This window comes from Simiaoa sp. (genome assembly GCF_051972595.1).
Taxonomy (GTDB): Bacteria; Bacillota; Clostridia; order Lachnospirales; family Lachnospiraceae; genus Acetatifactor; species Acetatifactor hominis.
The window spans coordinates 33,489-57,984 of the sequence record NZ_JBOKRY010000014.1 but is presented as its reverse complement, the minus strand read 5'-3'; the positions used below and the strand labels follow the sequence as shown (position 1 = coordinate 57,984).

Sequence of the window (24,496 nt, the reverse complement as noted above, 5' to 3'; positions counted from 1 at the left end):
TCAATTTGGCGAAATCTATCGAAATTCCACCATATATTCTTGGAACCTGAGAGGCAGCATATTTCGTTGTAATTTTCTGTTTTCCCGCTCTTTTATAGCTATTGTATGACAGAAGGAGCGGAAAAGTTCCCGGTAATGCAGCTCCGCCGCAGACAGCTTCTCCGTCTTAGACTGTACTCTCTCCCAGGCATCCTTCCCCTGCAACGTATACCATGGTCTCCCGGCCGGATGTACCCCGAACAGGTATCGACCCGCATCAAACAGCAGAAAATCTTCCATAGGAAAACGGTCGGCGAAATGCACCATTAAAAAGGTCAGGATATTGTTCTTCGGTGCGATCTTCGAGTAGAGGATCGTATTCTCCAGTTCCTCAAACCGGACGAATCCCTTCAGATGATGATATTCATTCCCGGCTGCCCTTGCCAGGCCGAAGGTCTGGTTCACATAAGTGTCTGCAAGGGCATCCATAAGATGCCCCGCCGCGCACTTTTCAGCCAGTCCCTTCGCAATGGTCCGGTATACCGCCTGTGCCTTCTCCGGCTTCGGCGATGCCAGCGCCAGACACAGTGTCTCATAATCCGCTTCCCCGAATCTGCGCTTTAACGTACGGATCACCTTGATCGTCTTCTCCGGATCCGGCACCACCTCCACCGACTCTGAGAACAGCAGGTTCTCCTCGATGGTGGTGACCATAGTATCCCGGACGGGAGAATGATCCTCGTAGGTATTGTAAATGGCAGTGAATATCCCTTCTAAGGAATCCTCGCAATGATATATCTTCATATAATAAGCTTTTCCTCCTGCCGTACCCCGTTCGGGAACATCCCGTCATCAAATAACGTCATCTGCTGGTAACTCATACCATCGCTTCCGAACCGGATCCGGTCCTTCGGATCCGTCAGATTCCGCACGATATAATCCTCCTCCAGCCTCGTGGGATACATCATCCTGCCGCTGCAGGTAATAAAATACACTGCCCGCCTTAATACCACCCCTAACTTCTTCAGATCCTGAAAGGTCAGCTTTGTACTCCTCCTGGCAGCAAGAATCCGCCTGGCACTCTTCACACCGATCCCCGGCACCCGCAGCAAGTCCCCGTAGGGAGATCTGTTAATCTCCACCGGGAAACATTCCAGATGCCGCACTGCCCAATCCTCCTTGGGATCTAACATGACATTAAAATACGGTCTTCTCTCATCCAACAGTTCCTCCGCCCGAAATCCATAGAACCGAAGCAGCCAGTCCGCCTGGTACAGACGGTGTTCCCTCAGAAGCGGCGGTCCTCCCGGAAGTGCCGGCAGGCTTTTGTCCTCGTTGACCTTTACAAACGCAGAATAAAAGACTCTCTTTAACTCAAACTTCTGATACAGGCTCTCCGCCACATTTAAAATCTGATAATCCGTCTCCGGCGTTGCACCAATGATCATCTGTGTAGACTGCCCACCAGAGACAAAGTGGGGACTCTTACGGTACAGGATCAGTTCCTCCTTATTCGCATGAATGCCATTCTGAATCTGCCGCATGGGGGTCAGAATATTCTTCCGGTGCTTATTCGGTGCCAGTGTCCGAAGCCCCTCCGCAGTAGGGAGTTCTAAGTTCACGCTCATGCGGTCTGCCAGATATCCCATCCGCTGCACCAGCTCCGGATCTGCCCCGGGAATCGCCTTCACATGGACATAGCCGTTAAAGTGGTAGTGATTCCGAAGCAGCCAAATGGTCCGGTATAACAGTTCCATGGTAAACGTAGGATCCTGTACAATGCCGGAGCTTAAGAACAGTCCCTCGATATAATTCCGTCGGTAGAACTCCATGGTCAGCGTGCAGATCTCCTCCGGTGTGAAAGTGGCTCTGGGGACATCGTTGGACTTCCGGTTCAGGCAATATTTGCAATCGAAGATACATTCATTGGTCATCAATATCTTAAGTAAAGAAATGCATCTGCCGTCGGAAGAAAAACTGTGACAGATCCCTGCCTTCGCACAGTTACCCATGTGCTTCCCGTCTCCCTTACGTTCCACGCCGCTGGACGTGCAGGCTACATCAAAACGAGCGGCATCCGTCAGGATCTCCAGCTTCTGCATGATGGATAATTCTCCATTTTGTATAAGATATTCCAAGTTATCACCGCCTTTTACCGAAAATTTCCAAAGCTAGAACATCCGTTCTGTTATGTATCTAAATTAGCACATATGTTCGATTTTTGCAAGTGGTTATTTTTTCCGAAAAAAAGCTTGCAAAATCACGCATTTCGCAGTTAAATAATATAGGAGTATTTTGTATCACAAGCCGCCAGGCGGCAGAATGAGAGGTCAGTATGTCAGATATTGTCATACCTAAAAATTATAAGTCTCAGCTGAACCTGTACGAAACACAGGTTGCCATCAAGACAGTGAAGGACTTTTTCCAGGGATTGTTAGCAGAGCGCCTGCACCTGCTGCGCGTATCTGCTCCTTTATTTGTGGATCCCACATCCGGACTGAACGATAACTTAAACGGTGTGGAGCGTCCTGTAAATTTCCATATTGCTGCACAGGGAGACCGTGAAGCAGAGATCGTACAGTCTCTGGCAAAATGGAAGCGCTATGCCCTGCAGAAGTATGGTTTTAAGCCCGGTGAGGGTCTCTACACCGACATGAGTGCCATCCGCCAGGATGAGACCACCGACAACATCCACTCCATCTATGTAGACCAGTGGGACTGGGAGAAGATCATCACCAGGGATGAGCGGAATCTGGAGACTCTGAAAGAGACCGTCCGCACCGTATACAAGGTTCTGCGCAAGACCGAGAAGTATATGTCCATCCATTATGACTACATTGAAGAGATCCTTCCTCATGACATCTTCTTCGTGACTACCAGTGAGTTGGAGGAAATGTTCCCTGATTATTCTCCGAAGGAACGCGAATACTACATTGCCAAGGCTAAGGGTGCTGTCTGCATCATGCAGATCGGTGAGACCTTAGAGAATGGTAAGCCTCATGACGGTCGTGCCCCGGACTACGATGACTGGTCTCTGAATGCGGATATCGTGGTATATTATCCGGTTCTGGATATCGCTCTGGAGCTGTCCAGTATGGGTATCCGTGTAGACAAAAAGGCTCTGTTAGACCAGTTACAGAAGGCTGGCTGCCCCGAGCGTGCCGAGCTTCCTTATCACAAGGCAGTCATTAACGGTGAGCTTCCTCTTACCATCGGCGGTGGTATCGGTCAGTCCCGTATCTGTATGTTCTTCTTAAGAAAAGCTCATATCGGCGAAGTACAGTGTTCTCTGTGGTCCGATGAGGTTATGGAGACTGCAGAAAAGAACGGCTTACAGTTGTTATAAGATCGTTTTATTTCCAAAGCAAACTCCCCGGAAGATGAAGTCTTCCGGGGAGTTATTTTATATTTCTTCTATATTTCATCTATATATCTTCTATTCATAGATCACAAATTTCTCATTTTCAAAAGTCTTCTCATACCCATGATCTTCCATGAACTTTCCGATCAGCATAAGCTTGGGATTATCCACGATATATTCCCACTCTTTTTCCGTAGGCTGCATGGCCTTAAGTGCTGCTTCTCCTTCTTCCAGATACACGGCATATTTTTTCTCCAGCAATACCACCGGACGGTAAGTCGCATCCGCATCCATCCGCTCCTGCATCTTAAGCATATCCTCTTCCATCTGTGCGATCTGATAGGAATCCAGATCCGGCCAGGGATTGAATGCCGCAGGCATCTGCAGATAATAGGACAATGCCGGGATCTGACCGTAGAGCAGCACATCCTTTCCCGCAAGTCCCCCGGTATTCACATACTCGGAGATCTCCTGCATCCATCCGGCACGTTCCTCACTCATCCATACATTCTGCAAAGTCTCGTTACTGGTCACCTGCGCACTGAGCTCCTGCACACCGGTACCCTCCACGAATACAAAACTTCTTCCAAACAGTCCCACCTGAATGAAAAATAACAGAAAGAACCCACCAAAGATACATTTTGCGGGAGCAGCGGATATAGTGACCCGCTTCCACCGGAAGCTGCCGGCATATTTGCAGAACCGATAAAACTGCCAATACATATAAGGCAATGCCAGAAACAGATTATTCATGCTGGGGTAAAGCTTATTGTTACTTCCAAGAGAAGTGATCAGCACGATCAGGAAGATCAGACCGCTGACCAGCTTTTCCTCCTTCGGTGCAGAAGGTGTGAATATCCGCCACAGCGTTACCAAAAGCGTCAGTGTTAAAAAGGTCACTCCCGGCCAGATAATTGCGCCGTAATGTGTGTATTCCGTAGCGCAGAACCCCTGCCGGTACAGCCAGAATACCATGATCACAGCAAGCAGCGCGCTTACGGCCCATTCCAGGATCCGCAGCACCTTTTTTATCGTGTCCTTCCCTGCAAAAGAGTCTCTTACACAAGCTGCGGCGAATTCCAATAATCCCACCGCTATCATTCCCACGACCAGGAATACGCACATCCTAAGCTCCCAGTACAGATTCTGGAAATACCAGTCGAACATTCCCAGGATCATGGATGCGGCAGTATAATCCGTAGCCACCTCCGTCATGGAGAACAGCCTCTGAATGCCTCTTACATACGCATCCATGCCATAGCGGATCTGAATGTAACCGAATAATACCAGCAATGCCGTAAGATACCCCGCCAGGCACACGCCGGTATCCTGTAACAGTTTCTTACGAAGCCTCCTGTCTGCTGCCTTTTTTCGTACTTTCTTATCTTCCGTTTCCGCATTTCCCGCAACGCCACCACAATCCTGCGCAATGCCTTTGCGCTCTTCCAGCCAGCAGATGATCCCGTATGCCCACACACCCACGATCATCGCGGCTTCCGGCAGATTGGAAAATCTTGCCAGCACATTACAGCCCAGTGCCACCCCTGCGGCAAACAGTAAACCTCCTTTCCCCCGGGACAGCCCAAGATACAGACAGATCACGGAGACCAGGAAGAATACATACGTCACATAATTATAAAAAGATCCCGTAGGGCACCAGCAAAAGCTTACTGCTGTAAATTCGCCCAAAAAGGCAAGCCCGGCAGGTATCTTCAGCACTTTTGTACAAAAATAATAGCCCAGAACCGCCAGCAGGCTGATACTTAAGCCCGTATAAAAATTCATGCCGACCAGCGTTTTCGCTCCGGGCAGCAGACTAAGGAAATGTCCGATGGCAGTGGTCAGATAAGTGGAAAAAAGCCACATAGGATCCATATGCCGGGTTCCCATATATTCAAAATTCGCATAACCGTAGCCGGTATCCCACAGATCCAGCCCCCAGGTTATATGCCGCAGGGGATACAGTACCAGAACAGCCACGAATAAGAACTCCCAGAGGCGTCTATGGCTCTGACCGCCGGTTCCCGCTATTTTATTTTTAACGTTATCTGTCACGGTGTTACCTCTCTTTTGAACATAGTATCTACGGTCTGTATTTTTTCCGTAAGAACACGATAGGGACGAATGTGCAGGAATATCTTATGCAATCCTTCACAGATATTTTTGCGGATAACATCCACCAAAATTCCCAGGACAAATACCACGATCACTGCGATAACAGTCCATAAGAGCAACGATACGACACCGTCTATGCGGTCCGAACCAAGCCAGGGTTGCCAGGCATAACGCACCCCAAGGTTCTCATGCAGCAGATACACTCCTAATGTGTAAGGTGCGATCTTCACCGCCACGCTGCCGATCTTCCCCCGGATGTCACTGTCCAGAAACAGGCAAAACAGCCCGACAGAAGCTAAGAACGGGAAAATATGGTTATATTCATACGGAAGCTTCAAAATCAGTTCCAGGCTGCCTGTCCGCAGATAAAATAAATGCAGCAGCATTGCCTCTCCAAAAGTTCCGAGGACGCCGATCAGATACAGCAACAACGCCCGGGATTTTTTCTGTAAAAAAGGAATTCCGAATCTGCGAAGATATGCGGCTGCACAAAACACACACAGATACCAGATGCAGTCATAGCCCTTGCTATCCTCCTCCAACCGGAAGGGCAGAATGGATTTAACCAGACAAAATGCAGCAAATAGCAGCACCAGGGCCACCTGAAACTGCTGCTTCGTCATCCGTCTGAGCCCGATTCCCACGAAGGGTAACAGAATATATAAAAATACATACGCCGTCAGGAACCAGTAATGCCCCATGGTCACCGGGAACAGTAATGTCAGATAATAATGCGTACTCACTTCCGCCGCAGGAACAATCCCAGTCACCGCAGCCAGCACACCGATACCCACAGAATACAGCCACAGCTGCAGCCACAGCGTAAGCAGCCTGCTCAGTTTAAAAGAACTTTCGCATAAAAAGTATCCGCTGATCATCATATACACATTCACGGCTACAATGCAGATTGCTTCTAACAGCCAGGCTGCCATATCCTGCGCTGATAAAGGCGCTGTCAGATCCGGCAGCAGTCCTCCCTTGCCCAGGTAGTGCAGCACCACGACCATCATCATTGCCACACAGCGCAGTACTTCCAGATTTGCCATACGTTCTTTTTTCTGCATATCGATTCCTGTTTCCTTCCCGCCATTGCTTCCTTCATCTGGTATCATTATATCCCAAACTTTAATACCTACGGATTGCTTCGTGCTACGCACTCCCACAATCCTACCCAAGGTCTTTCACCCACTTATGAGCAAGCTCATGTGGGCTTAGACCTTTTGACCCTGGTATCATTATATTACCTTGTAACATATTATGTAAAGCAAAAGCGCTCCCGCCTATGAAAGAGGCTCATTTTAAGAAATCGTTTTCACATTAATGTAGATATTTGGGTAAAACTTTGGTAAAATGTATCCATCAATACTAAATCTGCATCGGAGGTGTCTATTTTGACAAAAAATACCAAGAAAAACCCTATCCCTCTCTGGAATCGGATACGCTTTAAGCTGATCTTCGCTTTTCTGATCCCCGTGGTCTTTATCATTGTCTTAGGTCTCGTATCCTATCAGAAGGCTACCACACAGATCATTGCAACCTACCGCGACTCCGTGGACCAGACCGTCAGCATGATGAATCAGTACCTGACGCTTTCTTTTGACACGGTCCAGTCCAACTACAAGGGATATATGAATGAGGATACCCTGAAGAAATATCTGAACGGTCTGTATGATAACGATGCCACTACCTTGTACAATACTCCAAACACCTATGAAGATACCTTTATCAAGGCCGTGACCACAGATGCCCTGCTCTCCAATATTTACGTGCTTTCCGACAAAGAGAAAACGATCTCTACCACGAAAACGAAGGAGACCGGTCTCTTAAGTGCGTACCTTGAAAGCTCCCAGGGTCAGATTTTATCCGCGGATAAGGCAAAATATTACCTTTTCGGCAACCAGTCCGAGGCCGACGCAAAGCTTGGCACGGATTCCTCCAAATACAGTGTACGCCTCGCCAGATATTTTTCCAGCGCTCCGGCGATCCTGATCATTGATTTCAAACCGAGTGTCCTGGATACCTCCTTATCCTCCCTGGATGGCGGTGAGGGCAGTCTCGTAGGCTTTGTCACCTGCGACGGCACCGAATACCTCTCCTCCGGCTCCGATACAGCAACAGAAAATACCTTTGTCGGCAAATCCTATGTAGATGAGGCATTTGCCTCTGAGGAAGACAACGGCTCCTCCTATGTAGAAGAGGCAGGCGCAGAATATCTCTTTCTCTATTCCAAGATCAGTACCCGTAATGCCATGATCTGTGCCCTGATCCCTCAGGCAAATATCATCGGTCAGACAGCGGAGATTAAAAATGTATCTCTGATCCTTGTCGTTGCAGCAAGTGCCGTGGCGATCCTGCTGGGGTCTCTGTTAGCCGGGCAGTATGGCGGCTCCATCTACTATTTTATCCGCCGGCTGAAAAAAGTCTCTGACGGAGATCTGACGATTGAAGTCCACTCCAAGCGCAATGACGAATTCCAGCTATTAGCTGATGGCATCTGTGATATGATCGCACACATGAAGAAGCTTGTATCCGGGCTGAAGAATGTCAATGAAGAATTATCCCGAGCTGCCACCGATATGTCTGCGGCTTCCTCACATTTCCTGGCTACCTCCCAGGATATCCAGAATCAGGTAGGTGAAATGCGCCAGGGTATTGAAAAACTGGATGAAAGCTCTGAGGACTGCCTGCAGCAGATGGACTCTCTGTCCGACACCATCGGCAGCGTATCCTCACATTCTGACCAGATCAGTGCGCTTGCCACCGGCACCACCGCTGCGATCCATACCGGTATCGAATCCGTGGAACATCTGAAGGAGAATACCTCTTCCACCATGCAGATCACCTCCAACATCGTAGATACCATCGGCAGGCTGAACGAGAAATCCAAAGCCATCGGCTCCATCACTGAAGCCATTAATGAGATTGCAGAGCAGACCAACCTCCTGTCCCTTAACGCTTCCATTGAAGCTGCCAGAGCCGGCGAATCCGGAAGAGGCTTCGCAGTGGTCGCTCAGGAGATCCAGAAGCTGGCGGATCAGTCCCTGCACTCCTCCGGTGAGATCTCCCGGATCATCGAAGAGATTGAGATTACCACAGACGAAGCTACACAGGTTGCCAGACAGGCCAAGGGCATTGTAGCGGATCAGAACCAGTCCGTTGGCAGTACCACAGACTCCTTCCGTGAGATAGATTCCAAGGTAACAGAGCTTCTGAAATTCCTGCAGCAGATCAATGCAGGCGTGTCGGAAATGGAACACCAGCGCACCACTACCCTGTCCGCCATCTCCGGTATCTCCGCAGTATCCGCAGAAACTGCTGCCGGATCCTCCAATGTACAGACTGCTGCCGAAAAACAGCTGCAGGCTATTCAGAATCTGGACAAAGCCACCTCCGCACTGGCAGCCCGCTCAGAGGAGCTGACTACTATTCTGGAAGGTTTCATTGTATAGAAATGGCTATACACCCTGGAGAAAATATGTTATACTGGTAACATCTTTTGACGAAGAAATTCTTAGGAAAATACATATAGAGAGGTAATCTTATGAGCAAAAAAAGAGTTGTCGTATCTCTGGGACATGACGCCCTGGGCTATACCACTACCGAGCAGTGGGATGCGGTAAAAGTAACCGCCAAGGCTCTGGCAGACCTGGTGGAGGCAGATTATCAGCTGACGATCACCCACAGTAACGGTCCGCAGGTCAGCATGATCCATAAGGCCATGACCGAGTTACGCCGTGTTTACATCGACTATACCCCCGCACCTATGTGTGTCTGCTCCGCTATGAGCCAGGGTTATGTAGGCTATGATATCCAGAACTCTCTTCGTGCAGAGCTTCTGGACCGCGGTATCTCCAAGCCGGTCAGCACCATCCTCACCCAGGTCACGGTAGATCCTTATGATGAGGCTTTCTATGAGCCCACCAAGGTCATCGGTCGTTACATGTCCAAGGAAGATGCTGAGATTGAAGTAAAGAAAGGCAACTATGTCAAGGAAGATCCCGGCAAGGGCTTCCGCCGTGTCGTTGCTGCCCCCAAGCCTATCGACATCGTAGAGATCGAAGCCATCCGTGCACTGGCAGCCGCAGATCAGGTAGTCATCGCCTGTGGCGGCGGCGGAATCCCCGTGATTGAGCAGAAGCATGCGCTGAAGGGTGCTTCCGCAGTCATCGAGAAGGATGCCATCGCCGGTAAGCTTGCTTCCGACCTAAGCTGTGACGAGCTGATCATCCTGACCACAGTTCCCTATGTTTATAAGAATTTCGGTAAGGAGGATCAGGCAGCACTGGAGACTCTCACCGTAGCAGAAGCAAAGGATCTGATCGCAGCAGGACAGTTCGAGGAAGGCACCATGCTTCCCAAAATCGAAGCAGCCATCGCTTACCTCGAGAAGGTTCCCACCGGCAAAGTCCTGATCACCTCCATGGATCATGTCAAGGATGCCATTAAGGGCAAGGCAGGCACTGTGATCACCGCATAATTTCATTCGTAAGTAAAAGGAGATATCCATTGAGTGATATCTCCTTTTTTAGTTTCAGATCTTTTTTATTATTGTTTTATTCTAACGGCCAGATTTCCCGGTCGAATGTTTCCTTCAGTTTTCCGCAAATGATCCAAAGTGCCTTACAAACTTTTCTCGGTACTGAGATTTCACCCTGATGTGCCTTTTCAATAATGTCCACGATTCGTATACAGGTAATATCATCTATTCCCGTGTTCAACTGTGTATCAATGATCGGCTGGAGATTCATTTCATCTGTCGCAAACACCGGAATTCCGGTTGCTTTTGCATACGCCAGAGAACATACTTCTCCCTTATTTTTATTAGGTCTGCGTGGATCTATCATCACTTTAGCAAGATTTTCATAAGTTGCAGCATACACTGCCTTATCTGCCATTTTCAGATTACTTTCATTTACAAGGACTACTTTTCCTTCTGCAATAAGTTCATTTAACTGCTGTATGGCACTGGAGGGCATCATAACCTCCCCATGTGCATGCGTATGCATATAGATATGTGCCGCAACCATCGGTAAAATATCATAAAGATAGCGATATTTTGCACTTCCTCCTAATTTAATACACAAATCCGCATCTACGATCTATCTATCATGCGCTACTCCTCCATGATGTCTGCAAGTTCGTCATCGGAGGGAAAAGCATAGGAATCCTTCTTTTTTATTCCCAGATCCGCCGGAATCAGATTACTGAATTCCAATAAATATTCCAACTTTTCATAAGTGATATATCCCTTTTCATAAGCTTCCACCGCAAGTTCCGTGAGATTATCCAATGTTACCCGTTCATCTGCCGCCTGTTTCAGAATAGAATATTTTCTGGAATATATCTCAATGCTTTCTTCTGTCTCGTTTAGAAAGATTATCTGCTGTGCCTCTGTAATCCGTCTGATCTCATACAGTCTTTTTACCATGGTTCGGTAAGGAACAGTAAATAAAGCGGCCAATTGCAAAATGTTTTTAATTGTAATTTCCTGTATCTGATAAAGTTCAATTTCCTGGCAAAGCAACTGCTCACTCACCAAAAATTCTGCTGCAAACCGATTTGCCTTTTTTTCATTCACTTCTTTGTTCTGTTCATTTAATAAATCTGCCGGTAAAATATCAGGATTTTGTTCAAACCAGATGTGGTATAACTCATGTGCTGCCGCAAAGACTTGACGATCCATAGAAATAGACGAATTAATAGCTACAAAAGGCTTTTCCAGAGCTGCATCGTCTCTGGAACCGCTGATTCGGGTAAATCCCCATGGAGCCTCCTGTCCCAGGGGATAATAGATTACCCGTGCATACATACTTAGTATGGAAAAAATCTGTGTTCCGATAATATCATTCGTTTTACTGCAAAGTCCCAACTTTTCCTTTGCAAGATTCTTGATCTCTCTTACTTCCAGTTCATTCAATTCATTTGTCATGTAATACCCCTTCCAACATATGGATTTCATCGATTGCTTCTCTGATCCGGTTGATCTTTTGTAATGTATCCTCATCCTGTACCGTTCCCATAAAGCTTAAGCTGTCAGGTGCAGTGTTCGTATCTCTTACCATCAATAAATCATCCGCCGAAACTCCCAGTATCTGTGCTATCTCTGCAATTTCCTTTACATTAATAGCTTTATTCCCCTTTATAATCTTGTTCACGACTTGTTTGGAAATTCCCAATGCCTCCGCAAGATTTTGTTGTGTCATACCTCTCTCATCCAAAAGATGCTGTATATTCTCTCCGACCTGTGCAAATTCCATAGCATACATAGTCTCAACCTCCGTTTCCATTGTAAGTATAACAAGTTCCGCGGAAAGAATCAACATTTCATTTACTTATATCGAATTTTGCTCTCCATTTCGTTGACTTTGAGTTTTTACTTATACTTTTCTAAGTAGAAGGAATACAGGATCCGCTCCTTCACGGGCATCTGCATCAGCTTCGTCAGCGCTTCCTCATAGTACTGGATCTGAACGTTGTAGCGGTTCCAAAGGGCTTCCAGGGAGTCGATCACATCGGTCTTGTAGTCCAGCAGAACAATCTCACCGTCTTCTATGAAAAAGACATCGATGATACCCTGAATGAGCACCTTTTCTTCCTCGGGCAGATCCGGATCCAGGCGTTTCGCATCAATGCCCAGCACAAAGGGCTGCTCTCTGTATAGAAGCCCCTGCTCCTGCGCACGCCACATGCGGTATGCCAGCTCCTGTTCCAGAAAATTGAGGATCTTCGGCAGACTGACTGCTTTGGCATATTCCTCCGTCAGGCGTAAAGATACCGTTTCCCGCTGTATGAATTCTTCCAACCGCTTCTTAAGTCTCTCCGCGTCCAGTCTCTTACGGTATGTCTCATAATCTCCGGGGCATTTTTCAAACAGTCCCGATTCGACAAATACATACGTAAAATCCAACAGCTCCATGACACGGTGGAAAGCACTTCCCCGGACAGCTCCGCTGACCTTTTCCTGCTCTCTGCGGAATGCCGGAATATAGGGAACGACTTCTTTTTCCTCAAAGGTGTGGAAAGCTGCTTCGTCCTTCTCCGCCATGGCTGCGATTTTTAACTCTGACACTGTGGTCTTGGTATACAACTTCTGTAACCCGGGATGAGGATATTGATAAGCAAAACGCTCCCGCAGACGCATAAGCTTCCGCTCATTTTCTTCCGGATCTCCGGGTAAAAGTACCTCCCCATCCGCTACCCGCTGCAGTTCCTCCCTGCGGTCACCCATGCGCAGTTGCTCTCTGATCTCCTCTGCCGCCAGGTCCTCCGTTCTCAGTGTCTTCACCGCAATTCCCGTCTTCGGCAGGATCGGCAGCAGGAAATCCATATAGCTTCCCGCCTCACAGAAATCCAGATAAGTCAGCCTCTCCTGTCCGGTCATCTGCGCCAACTCCCACTTTTCGTCAGCCTTGTCCAATACCGCTGTTAAGATCAGCTTCTCTCTGGCACGGGTCAGTGCCACATAGAGCACACGTAATTCCTCCGCCAGATTATCTTCCTTCATTTTTGCGGACAGAACCGCCCGGCGGAGGGTCTTATTTTTAATACGTCGTACGGAATCCACATAATCCACCGCAACCCCCAGATCCATGTCCACGATCAGGGATTGGTTCGCATCCTGCATGTTGAAACGTTTCGACAGTCCGGAGACAAACACCACCGGGAATTCCAGTCCTTTACTTTTGTGGATACTCATGATCCTGACCACATCTGCATTTTCATCCAGAGTGTCCGCCTCGCCGTAATCCACGTCATATTTTTCCAGCTGCTCCATATAACGGATAAAATGAAACAGTCCGAAATAACTGGTCTTCTCGAAAGCGGATGCCTTCGTAAGCAGCATCTCCACATTCGCGCGGCGCTTGCTGCCGGCGGGAAGTGCCGTCACATAATTCAGATAATCATAATCGTCAAGTATCCGCTGCAACAGGTCACGGATCGAGGTGAAAGGAGTCCGGTCACGGTAATGGCCAATCCGTTGTAAGAAGGTATCTGCCTTTTGTGAAAGCTCTGTTTCTTCCCCAGCGCTTTCGCCCGCTGATGTCTCTTCTCCCTCTTCCACCGTCCGACCGCTCTTCGCCACTTCCTTCAGTGCTTCATATAATGTCATCCGTTTTCTGGAATGCCCTTCCCCGCCACTGCGGATCTGCGCGATCTCTTCCTGGGTGAATCCACCGAAGACGGATTGCATCACGCCAAACAGCGGGATATCCTGCCTTGGATTGTCCAGCACCCGTAAAAACTGCAACAGCTCCTGCACCTCCAGTGCCCCGAAATATCCGGTCTTAGATGTGATGTAGACAGGGATTCCCTGCTGTTCCAGTATCTTTTTGAATTCTTCATCCCAGCCGCTGGTAGTACGGAGTAGGATGACCATATCCGAATATCGCACCGGGCGAAGTTCTCCCGTGGACTTCTCCATGACCTTCAGACTGCCCTTCAACTGCTTTATACGGGCAGCAATGGCGAGTGCTTCCAGCTGGCGTACATTGTCGTAATCCACAAGGACTCCCGCACCCTCGGCATGCTGCTCTCCGATGCCGCTCTCTTCGCGCTCTCCCTTTTCCGGCTTGCGGATCAGCAAAGCTTCACTGCCGTACGCAGGATCCTCCGCAGCAGGATAGGTTGCCCCTGGATACAGTGCCGCCTTGTCATCATAGGCGATCCCGCCGATCTCCCTGCTCATGATCCGGGAAAATACACCATTGACCGCATCCACCACCTGGATACGGCTTCGGAAGTTCTTTGCCAGGTCGATCCGGCACAGATCCCCGGTCTCCTGATAAGTGTCGTATTTTTCCAGAAACAGTTCCGGTCTCGCCAGACGGAATTTGTAGATGCTCTGCTTCACATCGCCTACCATGAAGCGGTTGTAATGTCCCTCAGCTTCCCCGGAGATAGCGCTTAACAGATACTCCTGCACCAGGTTACTGTCCTGGTACTCATCAATAAGGATCTCCTGAAAATACTGGCGGTACTCCATTGCAACGTCACTTGGCACAATACGATATTTCGTTTCGGCGTGATCCGTTCCTGTGCCGCCGGTTTCTTCCACTTTTTCCCGCTTTAACAGGATCTGCAGCGCATAATGCTCCATATCGGAAAAGTCGATCAGATGTCTCTCCTGCTTGGCAGCAAGGAGCCTTCTGTCGAATTCCAATACCAGGTCAAGCAGCATCCGAAGCGGCTCTCTGCAGGCTTTTCCCTGCTCCACTGCCAGTTCTAACGGGGTCTTAAAATAGCTCTCTGAAAGGTCACTTAAGGTATCCTTCACACTGTTTCGGATTGCCTTTGCCAGTTCCCGTTTGGCGGGATCCACACTGTCATCCTTTTTAGAAGGGAGCCGCGCGAAAGTCACGGCGGGAATCTTAGCAGCCTGTTCCTCCAGGTTCTTGCAGTCTATAAGTCTCTCCAGCTGTTCGATCTCTGCATCAGTCAGTTCCCCGTACATATACGGACCATCCGGCAGTTCACACAGCCGCTTCACTTCCCGCAGTTTTTCCAGGCATCCCTCCACGGTGCGGTTCACCCGTTCCGTCAGATATTGTCCGTAATCGCTGCGAACCAGTGCATCCAGATCACCAGCCGCATAATCGTTCTTGCGTTCCTCCAGCCATTCCGCAGGCCAGGGAAAGCTTCCCGCATAGCGGGACAGATTCAAGATATGCTGCTCCAGCACGCTCTCCCTGCCTCCCGGGCAGAAATACTCCACACAAGCGTGGAACTGTTCCAGTGCTCCCATTTCCGGAACTGTTTCTTCATTATCATGACCTTCCCGGGATGTCAGGACCTCTTCCGGAACAAAATTCCCTGCATAGGCATCCTCTAAAAGCTGCGCCAGTACTTCCTGCTGAAGCAGCTTGATCTCTCCCTCGTCCGCCACGCGGAAATCCGGATCCAGTCCGATCTCATTAAAATGGTTCCGGATCAGGAACAGACTGAAGCTGTCGATAGTGGTGATCTGCGCATTATGCAACAGTGCAGACTGCTTCTGGATATGCTCGTTGCCGGGATCCGCCTCCAGTCTTGCGGCGATTCCGGCTGCGATACGTTCCCGCATTTCCGCTGCGGCGGCATTGGTAAATGTCACGATCAGCAGTCTGTCGATATCCGCCGGATGTTCTCCGTCACAGATCATACGGATGATACGTTCCACCAACACTGCCGTTTTACCACTTCCCGCGGCCGCCGATACCAGAATATTACTGTTATGCAGTTCGATTACCCTTTGCTGTTCCGGGGTGAATTTCATTCCCATATACTACCTCTGTTCCTGATTCTCTTATCCTATCTTTATCCTATCTCTATCCTGCCATCCTGTCTCTATCCTGTCACCCTGTTTCTACGTGCGGCAGGCACTTTTCTTCATGCTTTCTGACGGACATGCACTCCCACCGGGCACCTTTTGCCCTACGCTTCCACCGTCTCCTGCATCCGCTGCATCAGCGTCTGCTTATCCAGATCCTCCAGCTGTCTCTTCTCATACCCCGGGATACTGCCGTCGAAGCCACAGACTTTTTTATAGGCACAGTACGTGCAGGCTTCCTCATTCCCTTTCTCGTAAGGGTTTGCCACTATTTTACCATCCAGGATCTCCCTGCCGATATCCCGGATCTTCGCATCCACGTAAGCAGATACCAACTGCATCTCCTCCCGGCTTAAGATTCCGGACCTGGCACTGAAGCTTCCGTCCTTTTTCTTCTCCACCGGAATGACTGCAGATTTATCCTGCAAGTAATGGTCCAGCCGTTCCACGACCTCGGGATCACTGTTCACCACACCGTTCATCCGAAGCTTCGCAAGGATCTGCTCATTGATCTGCTCGTCCGACAGTTCCACCGGTGTCTCTATGGTAGGATCATCGATGTGATAGTATAAAAGCGCTGCCGGCACGATCTCCTTGTCCGGATGCTTTCTGCCCTCCAGCTCCATTGCCGCATTCATATAGACCACCAGCTGTAACTGCAGTCCGTAATACAATGCCGCCAGGTCGAATTTCTTATTGCCGGACTTGTAATCGATGACCTTAACATAGACATGCTCCGCGTCCTCCGATACATCAATACGGTCAATACGTCCCTGCAGGTGCATCTTCTCTTCTTCGGACAGGTCCACATGAATACTGTCCAGATCCTCCGCGAACCGGAAGGACAGCTCATAGTCATCCGGCTGAAAGCTTCCCTGCTTCAGATGCTGCTGCAAGGTCAGCACCGTCCGGGTCAGGATCCTGCTCATACGTGTAATGGCATATTCATTCCTTGCAGAACTGTATAATACTGTCTCTCCGTAAGTTGCTGCGTATGCTTCCACCGATTCTTTGACCGTTTTTAATGCAAAATCTTCGGAAAAATTCCACCATGTCAGGTTGGATTCTGCAAGTTTTCCTGCAAAATTTTCTAATACCGCATGGTAAATATTACCCATATCCGACACTTCAAAGCCGAATTCTTCCCGCTCCCGCAGGGACAGACCGTATTGCAGAAAATGCCTGCAGGCACAGGCGGCGTAAGTCTCCAAGCGGCTCACACTGTTCTCCAGCTGCCTGCCGTACAGTGCTCTCGCCACGATTCTTGACAGACCGCTCTCCTTATATCTTCTAAATGCTGCCGCAGTCAGACGGTCTCTGCCCTCTGCATCCGCTTCGTAGGCACGGTACATGAGATAAAAATCCTGCCGTTCCTCTTCCTGCAGCGTTCCGTCCGCATATTCCCGCAGTTCCTCCGCCAGATACCTGGCGCCTTCCTGTCTGCCCTCGATCTGCTCGATACGGCTGCGGTTCTGGGGATATTCCACCGCAAGTTGCGGAAAAAGCTTCCGTACCGTATCGATCAGGTAGGACGGACGGATTCCCTTTCCATCACTGTTTACCTTGGCATAAGACAGATACAGCCGTTCTGAGGGTTTCGTCATATTCAGATACAGATACAATCTCTGAATGTACATCTGCTGCCTGGGACTCGGTGCCATTTCTGTTCCGGACTCTATTAAAAATTCTCTGTCCATATCGGAGATAATGCCGCCCTTGGAGGCATTCTTCGGAATATTTCCGTCATTTACCCCCAGGAAAAACAGTACTTTAACCTGCTTTAAACGGGTCCGCTCCATATCACCCACCACAATACGATCCACATTCTGCGGAATCGTACCTACTGTGATCTCGCCGAATCCGGCATCCAGGATATCCGCAAATTCCTGTAACGATATTTCTTCCTCCCCCAACAGCCCATAGATCTGATCCAGCAGATCCATGACCAGGCGGTAGATCTGTGCATATTCCCGGGCTTTTGCCAGGTCGCCCTCCTGCTCGAACTGCTGCTGATAATTCAAAAGCTTTTGCTGTACCTGATTCTGCTCTAAAAAATCATACAGATGATCCACATACTCGCCGGCTTTTGCCCGGGGAGCCATATGCAGAATCTCCACGGTATCCGCAAACTGCTGCCTGATACGGTTCAGACGCTCCAGGGTCTCTTCCGCCCGCTCTGTGTCGTCCTGCCCACTACCCTGTTGCATTTCTTCCGTCCTGCGGGTAAACAGCCTGCTGTAAGTACGATACCCTCTCGCTCCGGTGCGGATCACATAGTTTTCCAGTTCATCGATCTCCTCTCTGGAAATGTCCACCATGCCGCTTCGCAGAAAATGAAACACTGTGTCATAGGAAAAATCCTTAATATACAACTGCAGCGCGCTCTTGATATATTCGATCATGGGATTTAAGACGATCCCTCTGGTCCGGTCTATAAAGCAGGGAATCTCCAGCTGCCCGAATTCTGTCTCCACATAGGATGCGTACCCCTCCAGGTCACCGATGACCACGGCAATATCCCGGTAAGTAAGTCCTTCTTCCCGGATCAGCTTCCGGATATACAATGCTGTCTGATGGACTTCCTCTCTGGGAGAAAGTGCCTCAAACATGCAAAGCTCCTGCTGCTTTTCCGTGTAGGGCTCATACTGGTACCGGAACAGATTCTGCTCCAGATAGCATAACGCCGGAGCCTGGGTGAATCGGTTGATGCCGCCTTTGACAAAGACATCTTCCCCCCGCTCCACCTCTGCTTCCGCCGCCAGCTTCACCAGATCCGCCACCGTCTTTTTACTTAAGTGGAACAGCTTCTGCTCGCCGTCCGGCTGGTACGGGTCTTCTTCCGCGCCGATAGTCACGGTGACTATGGTCTCCGCGCACACCCGCATCAGTTCCTGGATCAGTCGGTTCTGTATGGGAGTAAATCCCGTGAATCCGTCGAATACTACCACACTGTCCGGAAGGATCTTGGACTTTGCCAGGGATCTGCGCAGCACATCCAGTGTCTCCTCCGTGGTGATAAAATGATCCCTGATATAATCCTGAAATCCCCGGTACAGCGTCTTTAAGTCTCTGAGCTTCATTGCCAGTGCGCCCCTTTTTTCGGCGCTGGCGATCAGCTTATCCATGTCCTGTGTGCTGATGCCGTACTGCATAAACTCAGAGATAGCACTTTTTACCTCATGGATATAGCCCTGCTTATGCAACAGGCTTCCCATGGCAGGCAGCTGCTCCTTCAGATCTGCTGCGATCTTCTGCAGCACCAGACTTTTACCGGTGTCATCCAATACGGGCATTTCCTTCGTTCCTACTTCCTCCAGGATACGATGGCTGAGTCGTCCGAAACTTAAGACATCGATATTCAGGATGCCACCTCTGTCACTGCGCATGACCAGATCCTTCTGGGTCTGCATGGTGAACTGATCCGGCACGATGATCAGGAAATTCCTCCCCGGCTCCTGCACCGCCCGCTGCATGATCTCTTCATAGATTCTGTGACTCTTGCCGGACCCGGATGGTCCGAAATAGAAACGTAAGCTCATAGGTCTCCTTTTGCAGTCTTCTGCCTATTGTAAATCAAGCTCGATCGGGCAATGGTCCGATCCCAGTACTTCCGTGTGGATCTTCGCATCCGCCAGTCTGTCCTGCAGGCACTGCGATACCACGAAATAGTCAATTCTCCATCCGGCATTTTTCGCCCTCGCCTGGAATCTGTATGACCACCAGGAGTAGATTCCGGTCTGGTCCGGATAAAAATAGCGGAAGGTATCGATAAATCCGTTTTCCAGTACTTTGGAGAAACAGGCGCGCTCCTCGTCGCTGAATCCCGCATTGCCGCGGTTCGTCTTCGGATTCTTCAGGTCGATCTCCTGATGCGCAACATTCAGGTCTCCGGCATAGATCACCGGCTTTTTCTCTTCCAGCTTCTTCAGATACGCCAGGAAATCCGCTTCCCACTGCATCCGGTAATCCAGGCGCTTTAATTCCTGCTGGGCATTGGGTACATAGACTGTCACGAAATAAAATTCCGGATATTCTGCGGTGATCACGCGCCCCTCATGGTCATGCTCTTCCACGCCGATGCCGTAAGTCACCTGCAAGGGTTCCTCCTTGGTAAAAATGGCGGTACCGGAATAGCCCTTTTTCTCCGCATAGTTCCAGTACTGGTGATATCCGGGCAGATCTAAGTCAATCTGTCCCTCCTGTAATTTAGTCTCCTGTAAGCAGAAAATATCTGCGTCTATTTGTTTAAAAAAATCTAAGAAGCCTTTCTGCATGCAGGCTCTCAGTCCGTTTACATTCCACGATATAAATTTCATGCTTATTCCTCTTTCTTATTTTATCTACTCTATCTGCTATACCTGTCCGCCATGCTTTTCCAGCCATTCCCGCTCCTTGCGGACAGCCTCCAGGGACGCTTCGTACCCTTTCAGAATCTCCGTAAGCCTCTGCACATCTGTGATTGCGCTTGCTTTATTTTCCGGGTGATCCATCCAGGGATGTCTGTAATTTGCAGGATATATGTTTTCTATGGTATTTTCACCAATTGTGTACCATTTTTTCTGATAACAGATGGTGTTGTCCTCCGGATTTAAGAAAGCGAACAACTGTGTCAGCGGATAGCTCTCCGTCTCCGTCGCCATCTTCCGATTCTTCAGATTCTCTTCTCTGCCGGTCTGAGCCTTACGAATCTTCACGTTCGTTCCTTCGGGTTCTATGATCAGGGTCATAGGTTCTGCCGGTTTTTTCCATATTTTGTCCAGTATAAAATTTAACGGCCCCAGCAGCAGGATCGTCATGAGGACCGCCAGCACTCCCGTCAGTTCCGGGATCCAGTCGCCCAGTACCAGCATCTGGAACAACACATGATCACTGTCCCGTACGCCCCAGACTTTCATTACGACAAATGCTGCCGTCATCACATAGATCAGGATTGTCGCTATGGCAAATGGTATCAGTACTTTCTCTTTTTTGATACCCCAGTCGGCGTAAGTGTTCCGCTCTTCCTCCGTGAACAGCACCTGCAGTTCATAGCTTTCTGTCATGCTCTGATTCTCCTTTTTTGTTATTCTCCGAGAATGATACGGAGAAGCTGCTTGTCCAACATCAATGTCCGGTTCCAGGGATTCAGGATTACGCCTTCAATGCCGTCTACGTTCAGCGTCATACGGAACAGCTGCTCCATATCCGTGAGAAACGTAGACATCACACTGCCGCTTCCCTTCAATTCTTCTTCAAAGCCGGTAAACGCCGACCACCATTTTTTCCCATCTGAGGTCTGCACCGCCTGTAAGCGCATAGCGGTTCCGGCAGCCTGCATCACCGCTTCTTTCACATCTGCGGAAGGCGGTTCCACCGCCACGATGAACTGCCCCTGCTCCCGCATCCGTCTGCGCACCACCGTCAGGGCGTGTGCCAGAAGCTCTTCCGTGGGCTCCTGCTGTAATGCCAGAATTGCCTCTTCTATTTTTTCATTTCCCTGTAAACCTTTATCCTTCTTTTCATCCATAACAGTAATGTTGTCCTTTTTATTTGTAGTCGTTAAGCTGCTTCACCCTGTTTCCCATATTCTTACGCAATCTTGTCTGCAAGTTGCCTGATTACATAAGGGACACGGGCAGCACAGCTCATGCCTATGGCTATCATACCATAAATGCTTACGCAATTCCACTTACGTTTCCCTTCGCACATTTTTCCTTCGCGCATTTTCCCTTCACACATTTTCTCTCCGCACATTTTTCCTCCGCACATTTTCCCTCCGCACATTTTCCCTCCGCACATTTTCCCTCCGCACATTTTTCCTCCGCGCGCTGTCTTTTCCTTGACAGTGACTACATTCATTGCTAACATGAACCTGAGCATTTTAAGCTCAGAAATGAGGACCATTATGAACACTTTTGACCCGAAGCATAGATACAGCGATGCCGCTAAACTGGCTCGTCTGAAAAATAAAAAGCTTTTCCTGTTCGACATTGACGGAACGATTGCCGTGGGCGATACCCTGTACGAAGGCAGTGCGGAGCTGATCCGCTATATCAATGCCATCGGTGGCAGGGCTTATTACATTACCAACAATTCCACGAAAAGCGGACTGGACTATGTGAAGAAATTCCACGATGCGTTTCACCTGGATAGCACAGAGGATCAGTTCATCACCTCCGGCTATATGACGCTGCGTTTTCTGAAGGAAAATTATGCAGAAAAAAAGATCTTCGTACTGGGAACTGCTTCCTTCGTCGCCGAACTGAGAAAAAATGGACTTCATGTCACCGAGGTCTGCGAAGAGAATATCGACTGTGTGGTGGTTGCCTACGACAGTGAATTAAATTACGGCAAGCTTACGGAAGTCTGCAAGGTTTTATTCACCCAGGACGTTCCCTTCTACGGTACCAATCCGGATCTGCGCTGCCCCATCGACTTCGGATTTATTCCCGATTGCGGTGCGATCTGTGATATGATCACCGCTACCACCGATAAGCAGCCCATTTACTTAGGCAAACCCAGCAAAGAAGTCGTAAACTTATGCCTAAAGGTATCCGGTTTCACCCCCGAAGAGACTCTGGTGGTGGGTGACCGCCTGTACACTGATATTGCCTGCGGCATCAACGGCGGCGTAGACACCTGTGTCCTTTTCACCGGCGAGGCACAAAAAAAGGATATTCTGACTCCCGAGGGGGAGCCGAATACCCAATACCTGCCGGATTATGCTTTTGAAAATGTGCAGGAGCTGTTAGATGCCTGCAAAGAATAAATGGAATGTTACTCTCTAATGGATTTCTTCACGACACCGATTCCCAGCGGATAAGGTCCGGTGTGTACGCCGATGGTAGCACCGATCTGGAAAATGGGAATGGTGTCGATGTCGTATCCCTTCTCCTTCAGTCTGCTTACCAGTCTATCCCTAAACTCCACGGCTTCTTCCTTATCGTAGCCATATCCTATGCAAATACTGTAATCTGCAATATCTGCCTTCTCCTCTGCCAGATATGCCAGCAGCAGGTCGATAGTCTTGTCCACGGTCTTGCGGCGGCTTCTGCCGATACCGGAGGGGAAGATCTCGCCTTCTTTTAAGGTGATGATAGGCTTGATGCCAAGCAGGCTTCCTGCTACACTTGCTACTTTGCCGATGCGTCCACCATGCTTTAAGTATTCCATATTTCCGACCGTGAAAAAGATTCTTCCGGAGCTCTTGATCTCATTCAGGCGGTCAATGCTCTCCTGATATCCTGCACCTGCATCTCTGAGCCTTACAGCTTCCAGTACATAGATTCCCTGAAGAACAGTGTTCACTGTGGAATCGCAGACATAGATCTGTGCTTCGGGATATTCCTCTTCCAGAATCGCCTTCGCATTCAGTGCGGACTGCATAGAGCCGCTGAATTTGGTCGTAATACAGATACAGATAATGGGGGTTCCTGCTTTGACATAAGGCAGAAATGCATCCAGGTAATCCTGTACGGACGGCATAGAGGACTTGGGATATACATCCGGATGATCCACCATTTTCTGATAGAATTCACGTACACCGATCTCTACCATTTCCTTCTGATATTTTCCCTCTTCAAAAGATACATAGAAGGGAACTACTGTAATATTTTTCTCTTTGGTAAGCTCCATGGGAAGATCGCAGGAACCGTCTGATATAATATGAAATGCTTCGCTCATTCTCGCATACACCTTTCTGCTTCTTTTCAGAGTTTAGCTTACCACGTTGTAGGGTAAAAAGCAATGAGTTTTTAGTGTTGCATTTCATTTCGTGGTATTTTATATCGTTTGATGTAGTTTTTGTAACTATATCAATTTCAAAATTTGTTTCACGCGATATTTGTCGATGAAAGGGTGTCAACCTTTGTCAGACTTTCGTTGACAATAGGTTCTTCTCCCGATATACTAAAGTTGTTAACCATTCATTCTCTTGGTTGACATTTTTCTGCAGGAATGACCCCCTTTCATTCTCTGCAAACAGACAGCAGCCCGGCAGGAAACCTGCCGGGCTGCTGTCAATTCTTATGTGGGCTTAGACCTTTTGACTCTGATATCATGTTATATGGAGTAATCCAGATTCTCCAGGCGCTTGTTGCGTCGTTCCACCAGATCTGCGATCGTCACGCCATCCACTACTTTATTCACCGCATCATACAGCTCCTGCCATACCTCCAGGGTCTCACAGGTATCGCAGCGTTCACAGATGTCCGCACCGTCTTCCAGGCAGGCCACCGGTGCAAGGGATCCTTCTGTCAGCCGCAGGATCATTCCCACCGTATAATCTGCCGGGTCTTTGGCAATGCGATAACCGCCCTGGGCACCACGGACGCTCTTCACATATCCTGCCTTATTCAACACAGCAATGATCTGCTCCAGATACTTTTCGGAAATTCCCTGTCTGGCAGCAATTTCTTTTACCTTGATACACTCTCCGTTGTTGTTCAATGCCAGATCCAGCATGACACGTACTGCATATCTTCCTTTGGTTGAAATTTTCATCCTATCCTCATTTCCGAGCATTCTCCTGCTCTGTTTTGCTTTTCATATCAGCCGGCTTAAGCCAAAGCGGTTCAAACTGCTCCAATCTTTCTGCGCTTTCCACAGATTCTACCTTATTTTTCTTTTCCCATAGTTCATATAGGATTTGTGGAAACAGCAGAAAAATCTGGAGAGCACCCAATCGAACTCTGTTCAGAGAAATCTCCTCCCATCCCACGGAATGCTCTCCGTATTTTCGCATTACTTATGTTGTA

General features: G+C 48.9%; 18 protein-coding genes. 4 read left to right on the top strand and 14 right to left on the bottom strand.

The genetic code is table 11. From position 1 onward, the window contains the following. Nucleotides 1-15 precede the first annotated feature (15 nt). Both ACTRDR_RS07200 and ACTRDR_RS07195 read right to left on the bottom strand, forming a co-directional pair. Entirely contained in the window at nucleotides 16-783 is a 768-nt protein-coding gene (locus tag ACTRDR_RS07200) for a TIGR03915 family putative DNA repair protein (protein ID WP_440526673.1), read from the bottom strand. Next, on the bottom strand, nucleotides 780-2,081 hold the full coding sequence (locus ACTRDR_RS07195) for a putative DNA modification/repair radical SAM protein (protein WP_440526680.1): 1,302 nt from the start codon (nucleotides 2,079-2,081) through the stop codon (nucleotides 780-782). The genes ACTRDR_RS07200 and ACTRDR_RS07195 overlap by 4 nt, the downstream gene beginning before the upstream one ends. Nucleotides 2,082-2,314: 233 nt before the next feature. Between ACTRDR_RS07195 and asnA the strand changes: the two genes are divergently transcribed. Continuing rightward, nucleotides 2,315-3,325 carry an aspartate--ammonia ligase gene (gene asnA / locus ACTRDR_RS07190; RefSeq protein WP_440526672.1) on the top strand — a complete coding sequence of 337 codons (1,011 nt, stop codon included), beginning with the start codon at nucleotides 2,315-2,317 and terminating at the stop codon, nucleotides 3,323-3,325. A gap of 90 nt (nucleotides 3,326-3,415) precedes the next feature. Here asnA and ACTRDR_RS07185 read toward each other — a convergent pair whose 3' ends face one another. After that, complete coding sequence (locus tag ACTRDR_RS07185) at nucleotides 3,416-5,395, bottom strand: hypothetical protein (RefSeq protein ID WP_440526671.1); 1,980 nt, start codon at nucleotides 5,393-5,395, stop codon at nucleotides 3,416-3,418. Continuing rightward, nucleotides 5,392-6,519, bottom strand: coding sequence for an acyltransferase (locus ACTRDR_RS07180; protein WP_440526670.1), 1,128 nt, complete (start codon nucleotides 6,517-6,519; stop codon nucleotides 5,392-5,394). The genes ACTRDR_RS07185 and ACTRDR_RS07180 overlap by 4 nt, the downstream gene beginning before the upstream one ends. Nucleotides 6,520-6,846: 327 nt before the next feature. Between ACTRDR_RS07180 and ACTRDR_RS07175 the strand changes: the two genes are divergently transcribed. Then, a complete protein-coding gene (locus ACTRDR_RS07175) occupies nucleotides 6,847-8,904 on the top strand; it encodes a methyl-accepting chemotaxis protein (protein WP_440526669.1) in 2,058 nt (685 codons plus the stop codon). 92 nt (nucleotides 8,905-8,996) lie between these two features. Further along, nucleotides 8,997-9,932, top strand: coding sequence for a carbamate kinase (gene arcC, locus ACTRDR_RS07170; protein WP_440526668.1), 936 nt, complete (start codon nucleotides 8,997-8,999; stop codon nucleotides 9,930-9,932). A gap of 76 nt (nucleotides 9,933-10,008) precedes the next feature. Here the strand turns inward: arcC and ACTRDR_RS07165 are convergent, their stop codons facing one another. The 8 genes from ACTRDR_RS07165 to ACTRDR_RS07130 all read right to left on the bottom strand — a co-directional run bounded on the left by ACTRDR_RS07165 (nucleotide 10,009) and on the right by ACTRDR_RS07130 (nucleotide 21,267). After that, nucleotides 10,009-10,434 carry a hypothetical protein gene (locus ACTRDR_RS07165; RefSeq protein WP_440526667.1) on the bottom strand — a complete coding sequence of 142 codons (426 nt, stop codon included), beginning with the start codon at nucleotides 10,432-10,434 and terminating at the stop codon, nucleotides 10,009-10,011. A gap of 134 nt (nucleotides 10,435-10,568) precedes the next feature. Further along, the gene (locus ACTRDR_RS07160; protein WP_440526666.1) at nucleotides 10,569-11,384 is read right to left on the bottom strand and encodes an ImmA/IrrE family metallo-endopeptidase; all 816 of its coding nucleotides are present in this window, start codon (nucleotides 11,382-11,384) and stop codon (nucleotides 10,569-10,571) included. Beyond that, nucleotides 11,374-11,721, bottom strand: a complete 348-nt coding sequence (locus ACTRDR_RS07155) for a helix-turn-helix domain-containing protein (protein WP_249326578.1) — start codon at nucleotides 11,719-11,721, stop codon at nucleotides 11,374-11,376. The genes ACTRDR_RS07160 and ACTRDR_RS07155 overlap by 11 nt, the downstream gene beginning before the upstream one ends. Nucleotides 11,722-11,828: 107 nt before the next feature. Beyond that, on the bottom strand, nucleotides 11,829-15,713 hold the full coding sequence (gene addA / locus ACTRDR_RS07150) for a helicase-exonuclease AddAB subunit AddA (RefSeq protein WP_440526665.1): 3,885 nt from the start codon (nucleotides 15,711-15,713) through the stop codon (nucleotides 11,829-11,831). Nucleotides 15,714-15,865: 152 nt separating this feature from the next. Continuing rightward, nucleotides 15,866-19,300, bottom strand: coding sequence for a helicase-exonuclease AddAB subunit AddB (addB, locus tag ACTRDR_RS07145; RefSeq protein WP_440526664.1), 3,435 nt, complete (start codon nucleotides 19,298-19,300; stop codon nucleotides 15,866-15,868). 24 nt (nucleotides 19,301-19,324) lie between these two features. Further along, a complete protein-coding gene (locus tag ACTRDR_RS07140; protein WP_440526663.1) occupies nucleotides 19,325-20,077 on the bottom strand; it encodes an exodeoxyribonuclease III in 753 nt (250 codons plus the stop codon). Between the two features lie 36 nt (nucleotides 20,078-20,113). After that, entirely contained in the window at nucleotides 20,114-20,803 is a 690-nt protein-coding gene (locus ACTRDR_RS07135) for a hypothetical protein (protein WP_440526662.1), read from the bottom strand. Nucleotides 20,804-20,823: 20 nt separating this feature from the next. Continuing rightward, a complete protein-coding gene (locus ACTRDR_RS07130) occupies nucleotides 20,824-21,267 on the bottom strand; it encodes an SseB family protein (protein ID WP_440526661.1) in 444 nt (147 codons plus the stop codon). 378 nt (nucleotides 21,268-21,645) lie between these two features. On the opposite strand from ACTRDR_RS07130, the gene ACTRDR_RS07125 reads away from it, so the two are divergent. After that, nucleotides 21,646-22,509, top strand: coding sequence for an HAD-IIA family hydrolase (locus ACTRDR_RS07125; protein WP_440526660.1), 864 nt, complete (start codon nucleotides 21,646-21,648; stop codon nucleotides 22,507-22,509). A gap of 8 nt (nucleotides 22,510-22,517) precedes the next feature. Here the strand turns inward: ACTRDR_RS07125 and ACTRDR_RS07120 are convergent, their stop codons facing one another. Together ACTRDR_RS07120 and ACTRDR_RS07115 are read right to left on the bottom strand one after the other, a co-directional pair. Then, entirely contained in the window at nucleotides 22,518-23,423 is a 906-nt protein-coding gene (locus ACTRDR_RS07120) for a DegV family protein (RefSeq protein ID WP_440526659.1), read from the bottom strand. A 378-nt stretch (nucleotides 23,424-23,801) separates the two neighbouring features. Continuing rightward, the gene (locus tag ACTRDR_RS07115) at nucleotides 23,802-24,242 is read right to left on the bottom strand and encodes an Rrf2 family transcriptional regulator (protein ID WP_176862090.1); all 441 of its coding nucleotides are present in this window, start codon (nucleotides 24,240-24,242) and stop codon (nucleotides 23,802-23,804) included. Between the last annotated feature and the right edge of the window lie 254 nt (nucleotides 24,243-24,496).